Raw genomic sequence first — 6,890 nt, 5'->3', positions numbered from 1 at the left:
TCGTTGCGCCTAAGATCTATCAAAAGACCAGAGGATTGAGCGATGCAACAGCGCCACTCTTAGGCCATAGATGAAAGATACAAGCGAAAAGCCTTGCCCGAAGGGTAACGCCCAACTCAAGCCTTCACCACAACGCAGCCCCTTCATTATCTATTCTTGGTAAGCGATTAAGTTAAAAAATATAGCGATAATAGAAATAACCATTGTCGCTATAGCTACCCAAAATGCATTTCTTGCATGTTTATTTGCTTGTTCTGCTTTCAGATTAGATTGATACGTAAGATAGCCAAAATAAGCAGGTGCATTTAAAGACCACCTTCCTTGTTCTGCGTGTTGATATGTTGAGGTATTAATTGTAGTTAATCGTTCTAAACTTGATGGCCCTTGTGGTTCCAAACAAGTAGACCTCAGTATTTCAGCGATTCGATAAATCGAAATACCATTAAGTTCTTTCGATTGAGAGGCTTCAGCAACACTAAAATGCTCTCCCTTCTTGGCGTTGTTAATCACAAATTCAACAACTCTTAACACATCAGGCTTTGTCACACCCCTCCCCCAAATTTAATTTTACTAACAATGAGAACGGATACCGTAGGGTGATGTTCCACTGATTTGATAACACCGCCACAGCTACCATGTTCATTATCCCAATAAATTGTATCGCCTTTACTTACTGGATTAACAAAATACGCATCCGTACCTTCTGATCTAGCAGCACCTTCATTCTCTTGAGTGAGTACTATGAAGTATTTGAATTTTCCAGACATTTTTCCCTCTTAATCGTGTAGTTCGCTATGTTGTGACTCGTTAAAAGCAAGTTCGTAAGCCATTTTCAGCACCTCGTTTCGCTCCATTTTTGAAGTAATATGCCCCTCAAAACCAATGCAAGACTTATCATCAAGACCTTTTTGGTAATAACCATAAATAACGCTCAAATCTTTTATTGAGACCTCAGAATCATCAGGCAAGGCATTAACAAGCTTAACTAAATCGCTTTTAGGTATTTTCACGAATTTCCCCTAGTTAGCTTGTTTGAATTGAACGGCCAGTAAGCCCTTTATACACAACAGCAATAACTTGATAGCCCATTGATTCAAAACGCTTCTTAACGGTCGTGTTGTTAGCGCCAGTTGCTACGGTCTTTTTAGTTGTCATATCTCCAGACCGATTTCTGTACGATACTTCAAATTTTTTTTCTGGTGTCATTGTTGGCATGATTTACCCTTGCAGAGAAGGTTCTGATTGAGGATGGTTAACAGCCTGCGAGCACCATCAAATGATGCGAGTCGAAAGGAAAATCGGCACATAAGACAGCAAGCCTTTACTCGAACTTAATTGAAATCAGTGAAAGGTAACGAGGAGGCACGACGAGGCGCAGCTACGCAGTAGCGCAGGCGTTCAGGATTGCAGCGATATCCTTTTAGATAGGGGCTGTAGAGAGGCACATTCTGGGGCGGCACGCAGTGACTCACCAGGGTGAGGCCACGCTTAGGCCACAGATGAAAGATACAAGCGGAGAGCCTTGCCCGAAGGGTAACGCACAACTCAAGCCTTTATCATGACGCTACGCTTCAAATCAGCCTTAAACCGTTATAATAAAAAAGGCGCCTATCAGCCACAAACCCACAAAGTGACACCATGACAAAGCAATATAATCAAACATCGAGTAAATGGGCGCACTGTGGTACTGAGAGCCGGTTTGACGACCGCTTGCGGTCGAGCCTTTGGCTTAAATTCTTTTAGCGCGAGCGTTGAAGCGATCGAGGACATAACGAGAACAAAAAAAATGCCTCTAGGATAAGAGGCATTTCAGAAAACCTATTTGAACATTAAACGTTGATATGACTACCAACCCAAAACGCGGCACCGGCTACCGTCGCAATCATCGCGAAGGCTGTTGCAATAATGAGGTTTTTAAGGGAACTCACTTCAATACGAACCCCTTGGATATCAGACTTCAGCTCATTACGAACCGCTTCAATTTTATCTGAAAGGTCATGACGAACCGCTTCGATCTTCTGATCGAGTTCTTTCCGCGTATCATTTAACTGCTCTTGAGTGGCAGCATGAGCGGTTAGGTTGATCAGCTCTTCAACGCTTAATGTAACTTTGCTTGATTCAGACATAATAGAAACCTTATTTAGTTGTCTTTAGTTTACTGCATTACGTTACCGAAGTCATTCACGCCAGAATAGGCGTGAATGAGAGACATTTTCCACTAACTAATGGTTATATCCAACCACGCTCCGCAAATGACACCACATCTTCAAAAGACACCACGAAGTGATCGAGTACTCGAATATCAACCAAGGCTAGCGCGTCGGTCAGTCGTCGAGTAATACGTCGATCGGCTTGACTGGGTGTGGTATCACCGCTGGGATGGTTATGATAAAAAATGACCGCGCTTGCATTTGTGGCCAGTGACTCTTTGACCACTTCACGAGGGTAAACGGATGCGGCGTCAATGGTGCCGTTAAACATCTCTTTTGTGCGTAAAACTCGATGCTGACTATCAAGAAATATCACCCCAAACACTTCGCTTTCATTGGAAGCGAGTGAAGTCTGACAAAATGACTTCACCAATTCGGGGTTGTTGCAAAAAAATCAGCCAAGACTCAGAATTCAGTTCTATCTTTCCTGATCTAGTGACTCAATGACCAATCCCGCATTCAAATGGAAACACTTTGCCCCTGAAATCATTCTTTGGTGCCTTCGTTGGTATGGTTCGACCCCAATGAGCTACGCCAACCTCAGAGACATGCTGGCAGAACGAGGGGTTTCGGTTAATCGCTCGACCATTTATCGTTGGTTCATTGAATATGCCCCTGCATTACGCAAGAAGTTACGCCGCCATCAGTTCATCCGAACAGACTCTTCGTGGCAGCTCGATGAAACCTACGTCAAGGTGAAAGGGAAATGGCACTATCTGTATCGAGCTATCAACAAGCAAGGCGAAACACTGGACTTCTATTTCTCCCAAAAACGGAATAAAAACGCGGCTTATCAGGTCTTGAAACGGTGCCTAAGATATTATGATGTAGACACTCAGCCTAAGACCTTGAACACGGACAAGCATTCCTCGTACGCTCATGCTATTTCGCGCCTGAAGAAGGAGGGACGGCTGCGAGCGGATGTCGAGCAACGGCAAGTTAAGCATCTCAATAATGGGATCGAGTCCGATCACGCCCCCATCAAGAAGCTCGTTGTCAGCACAGGCGGTTTTAAAATACGAAAGCGTGCCTGGTCAACCATCGAGGGATTCGAATCATTGCGAATGTTGAACAAAGGCCAGTTTGATTTCTGGTTACGTCATGATGAACGTAAAACGCTTGTTCGGGAGAGATCCGCCTTCATGAATCGTCTGTTCAATGTTGAGGTGATTTACCAGTAATCGTTAAGCCCATGACTGGGTAGATCTGCATTATCTGATTAGTTGCAACAAGCCCACCAAAGAAACACCGCAAAAATTTATTGGCACATATTTCCCAAAGGGGTAAGTGTTTTCAGATAAGTAGATTATTGAGTCAATGCGACGGCCAAGGTAATTGTCGCTCAATACCAACACTAAGAACTTGCGAGTGAATTCAATAATGCAACCTCAATCATTAATTTTTTTCACCTCAAAAAAAGATAATTCTGACTGTAATTTTTCAGCTAAAGCACCAACTTCTTGATTGGAATTTGTACTTTCTTCTATTCCTTTTATATTCTGTTGAACCAGCGAATTAATATCTTCGAGTTGCTTTGAAATATCTTGAGTAACGGCACTTTGCTCTTCGGAAGCCGTTGCTACGACAGCATTTACTTCAGAAATACCCGTAACTTTCTCTGATATTATCGCGAATGATTCCGTCAACTCATTCGTAGCCTCTTTGGTTAGATTCATTAATTCAACGTTTCTACTCATGGAATCATCAGCTTGCTTAGACTTCTCTTGAAGTTGGGTGATAATGGTTTGAATATCAACTGTTGATTGTTGTGTTTTGGCAGCCAATGCTCTGACTTCATCAGCCACAACAGCAAACCCTCTCCCTTGTTCTCCTGCACGAGCCGCTTCAATTGCAGCATTTAAGGCCAATAGATTGGTTTGCTCTGAGATACTGTTGATAACATCAACTACAGAACTAATGGTCTCCGAATGTTCTCGAAGATGATTAACTAAATTTTTTGCTTCTAAAATAGAATTACTTATTTTTTCTGTTGTTTGTGTTGAATTCATGAGGATGGATTGACTGGATTCAATCACGCTATTTGCTTCCATAGCGGCTTCCTCTGCTTTCATTGCATTTGTAGCAACATCATTTGCTGTGGACGCCATTTCAGTGGATGCTGTTGCCACTTGTTCAACAGATGAAAGTTCACTTAATGAATTTTTTCGATTCTGATCAACAAGAACCAACGAATGGTCTTGTTTAACTTTAATTGTACTCATTACGTTTTGGCTTTCTAGTACGACACCTGATAGCCGTTCAGATAAAATTGTTACAGACTCAGAGATACTATCAAGCTCATTTCTGCTCAATGGCAACGTTTTGTTGTGAACTTTACCTTCCGAAAGCGCCTTTAACCATTCAACAATCATGGGTAAATTTCTAACTTCTCTTTTAGCAAACCAGAATGAAAGGATAGACACGAGCAATGAAGTGAGTAAAACAATAGTCCAGCCCCACAACGTAGACTTTCTCAACTCAGAATTTGATAATGTGAACTCTTGCTTAGAAACATCAAGTTGTAGATCAATTAACAATCCTAAATCCTCTCCCATAGCATCAACTAGCTTATATAATGTTTCTATCATCATATAGTCATCAACGGCGTTGCTTTTATGTTGTTTCAGCAAAAGTGGAACCTGAGATTCAACCGTTGAAATTTGTTTCTCTAACCTTTGGGCCAATTTTGCTTCTTTGTCCGTTAATGCAGTTTTTAGATATTCTTGCCAAATTGATTTTGCTTCATTAATGGATTCTGATGCACCTGTGTAAAATTGGTCCTTAGTAATTAACCCTACGTGTTGTTTATTGGCGGCATCAATCAAGTTAACGGCGTACAAGTCTGAGATTTTTTTCAAGTTTGATAATGGAATAACACGGTCTAAGTATACCGATTGGAATCGTTCCATGATTATTTGAGAAACGTTACCATTTAACGCATGAACAGCAAAAAGAGAAAGAGAAAATAACATCGGAATTAAGAGTAGCTTCGTTGAGATTTTATTCATAAGTCACCGTAAAGAGTGCAATAGATTTATTATAAAGCAAGATTCGAACCACAGAAAAAAGCGCTAACAAACATGCATCATGATAGATTTGTTATGTTGTTGATTCTTAAATTGCATTGCAAAAAGCAACACAATCCGAATATGCATATAAACCTTATTGGATTTAAACAACATGCACAGTGCAATTGTCGATAGACAATAAAGGAATAAGTTTTCCGTAAGGGCGTGACCGTAAGCGGTCGGGTTTTTCGTCGTTCCTCTTTCTATCGCTAACTTGAAGCCCCTAACTACTCATTGTTTGTGATGCGTTTTCACCTCGATTTCGTCGCGTGTTCCCAAAAATGATCAGTTTTCTATTCGTTTGTCACAAAAAGGATGGGACGTGACAAATAGGGGTTGTTGCAAAAAAATCAGCCAAGACTCAGAATTCAGTTCTGTCTTTTCTAATCTAGTGACTCAATGGCCAATCCCGCATTCAAATGGAAACACTTTGCCCCTGAAATCATTCTTTGGTGCCTTCGTTGGTATGGTTCGACAATTTATCGTTAGTTCATTAAATATGCCCCTTCATTACACAAGAAATCACGTCGTCTTATTTAACGTAACGGCACTTAATCAATACCCAAAAATCAAACCTCCAGCTAGCGTAAGTTTACTGCTCGCGCTGGCTCTTCAATCAGGTGAGCGAATAGGATGAAGTTGGTAATGATAATTTCTTAATTCTTCGCTGACTTGATACTGCTCGAATTTGAAGTAACGTTGCTCTGTTAAGCAGTGAGTAAACTTGCCCAATTCATTGGTATGTATGAACAACGAGATTGATGCAACTTGGCGATTATCATCATCGAAGCAATAATCAATGTGCGCTCTATCGAGATAAACAACGTCTCTATCCTGAGTCGGCGTCTCTTCAACAAGTTTTGTCTTTTCTGGTTACGTCATGATGAGCGTAAAACGCTTATTCGGGAGAGATCCGCCTTCATGAATCGTCTCTTCAATGTTGAGGTGATTTACCAGTAATGGTTACGCCCATGACTGAGTAGATCTGCATTCTCTGATTAATTGCAACAGCCCCATGACTTAATTCCTTGAGTTTTTAATTAACCGAAAACACTTAACCCTTTGTCGGATATACGCCAATAGATTTTGGCCGTGTTTCTTTGGTAGCTATCACCAATAACGACTTGGCCATCTTTATCTAACACTCGTCGCTCAATAAAACCCGCATCGAGTAGGAAATAGAGCACCTTATGAGAGTTACTAAGACTCGGCACATCGAGTAGTTGCTCTTTCAGTGAATTAGCCTCATAGAAAAAGGTTTCATCATCTGATTTCAATCGTTCGACCTTGCCATTATCCAAGTTGTGATAACAAAGATTCATGATCGTTAAAAGCTGAAAGCACAACGATTGTCTAGGCAATTGAGAAAGCTCATGTAAGTGCTTAATTCTTTGTTCATATGAAAAACTCATGACGGATTCTCTTGTTTTTGTTTTTTGATGTCATTCACTGCATTAACGCAAACCTTAAGCCACTGAAAACCTAATTCACCTTCTAGGTTAGCAGGGGCGTTGTTGCATCGCTCGTATTTCGGAGCAGCACAATAATCACGAGGCCTCTACTGATATAATGCAGTTTTCGCCTCGAGGCTTACTTATCCATGCCAAACAAG

Annotated in this window: 8 protein-coding genes and 3 pseudogenes; 2 read left to right on the top strand and 9 right to left on the bottom strand. The window is 41.1% G+C overall.

Going from position 1 to position 6,890, the window contains the following annotated elements; genetic code table 11:
- Positions 1–150: 150 nt before the first annotated feature.
- The 6 genes and pseudogenes from AB6C75_RS22335 to radC form a co-directional block, all read right to left on the bottom strand.
- On the bottom strand, positions 151–546 hold the full coding sequence (locus AB6C75_RS22335; RefSeq protein WP_017098253.1) for a hypothetical protein: 396 nt from the start codon (positions 544–546) through the stop codon (positions 151–153).
- Positions 543–767 carry a hypothetical protein gene (locus AB6C75_RS22330; protein WP_017098252.1) on the bottom strand — a complete coding sequence of 75 codons (225 nt, stop codon included), beginning with the start codon at positions 765–767 and terminating at the stop codon, positions 543–545. Before AB6C75_RS22330 ends, AB6C75_RS22335 begins: the two co-directional genes overlap by 4 nt.
- Positions 768–776: 9 nt before the next feature.
- A complete protein-coding gene (locus AB6C75_RS22325; RefSeq protein WP_017098251.1) occupies positions 777–1,010 on the bottom strand; it encodes a hypothetical protein in 234 nt (77 codons plus the stop codon).
- Positions 1,011–1,023: 13 nt separating this feature from the next.
- Entirely contained in the window at positions 1,024–1,155 is a 132-nt protein-coding gene (locus tag AB6C75_RS22320; RefSeq protein WP_269461135.1) for a hypothetical protein, read from the bottom strand.
- 674 nt (positions 1,156–1,829) lie between these two features.
- Positions 1,830–2,126, bottom strand: coding sequence for a DUF1640 domain-containing protein (locus AB6C75_RS22315; RefSeq protein ID WP_372109298.1), 297 nt, complete (start codon positions 2,124–2,126; stop codon positions 1,830–1,832).
- 103 nt (positions 2,127–2,229) lie between these two features.
- Positions 2,230–2,595 (bottom strand): annotated as a pseudogene (gene radC / locus AB6C75_RS22310) (DNA repair protein RadC); the annotation flags it as partial.
- A gap of 58 nt (positions 2,596–2,653) precedes the next feature.
- On the opposite strand from radC, the gene AB6C75_RS22305 reads away from it, so the two are divergent.
- Complete coding sequence (locus AB6C75_RS22305; protein ID WP_372109296.1) at positions 2,654–3,391, top strand: IS6 family transposase; 738 nt, start codon at positions 2,654–2,656, stop codon at positions 3,389–3,391.
- A 207-nt stretch (positions 3,392–3,598) separates the two neighbouring features.
- Here the strand turns inward: AB6C75_RS22305 and AB6C75_RS22300 are convergent, their stop codons facing one another.
- Together AB6C75_RS22300 and AB6C75_RS22295 are read right to left on the bottom strand one after the other, a co-directional pair.
- A complete protein-coding gene (locus AB6C75_RS22300) occupies positions 3,599–5,218 on the bottom strand; it encodes a methyl-accepting chemotaxis protein (protein WP_102258642.1) in 1,620 nt (539 codons plus the stop codon).
- 672 nt (positions 5,219–5,890) lie between these two features.
- Positions 5,891–6,145, bottom strand: a pseudogene (locus tag AB6C75_RS22295) (hypothetical protein); the annotation flags it as partial.
- Here AB6C75_RS22295 and AB6C75_RS22290 point away from each other — a divergent pair.
- Positions 6,116–6,238 (top strand): annotated as a pseudogene (locus AB6C75_RS22290) (IS6 family transposase); the annotation flags it as partial. The pseudogenes AB6C75_RS22295 and AB6C75_RS22290 overlap by 30 nt on opposite strands.
- 80 nt (positions 6,239–6,318) lie before the next feature.
- Here AB6C75_RS22290 and AB6C75_RS22285 read toward each other — a convergent pair.
- Positions 6,319–6,690 (bottom strand): hypothetical protein, encoded by a 372-nt coding sequence (locus AB6C75_RS22285; protein ID WP_102258641.1) that lies wholly within the window; start codon positions 6,688–6,690, stop codon positions 6,319–6,321.
- Positions 6,691–6,890: the final 200 nt, after the last annotated feature.

Origin of the sequence: Vibrio sp. 10N.237.312.B06, from assembly GCF_041464685.1 — a bacterium.
Lineage (GTDB): Bacteria > Pseudomonadota > Gammaproteobacteria > Enterobacterales > Vibrionaceae > Vibrio > Vibrio tasmaniensis_A.
The sequence above is the reverse complement of the archived record's forward strand: the minus strand, read 5'-3'. Positions and strand labels throughout refer to the sequence as shown.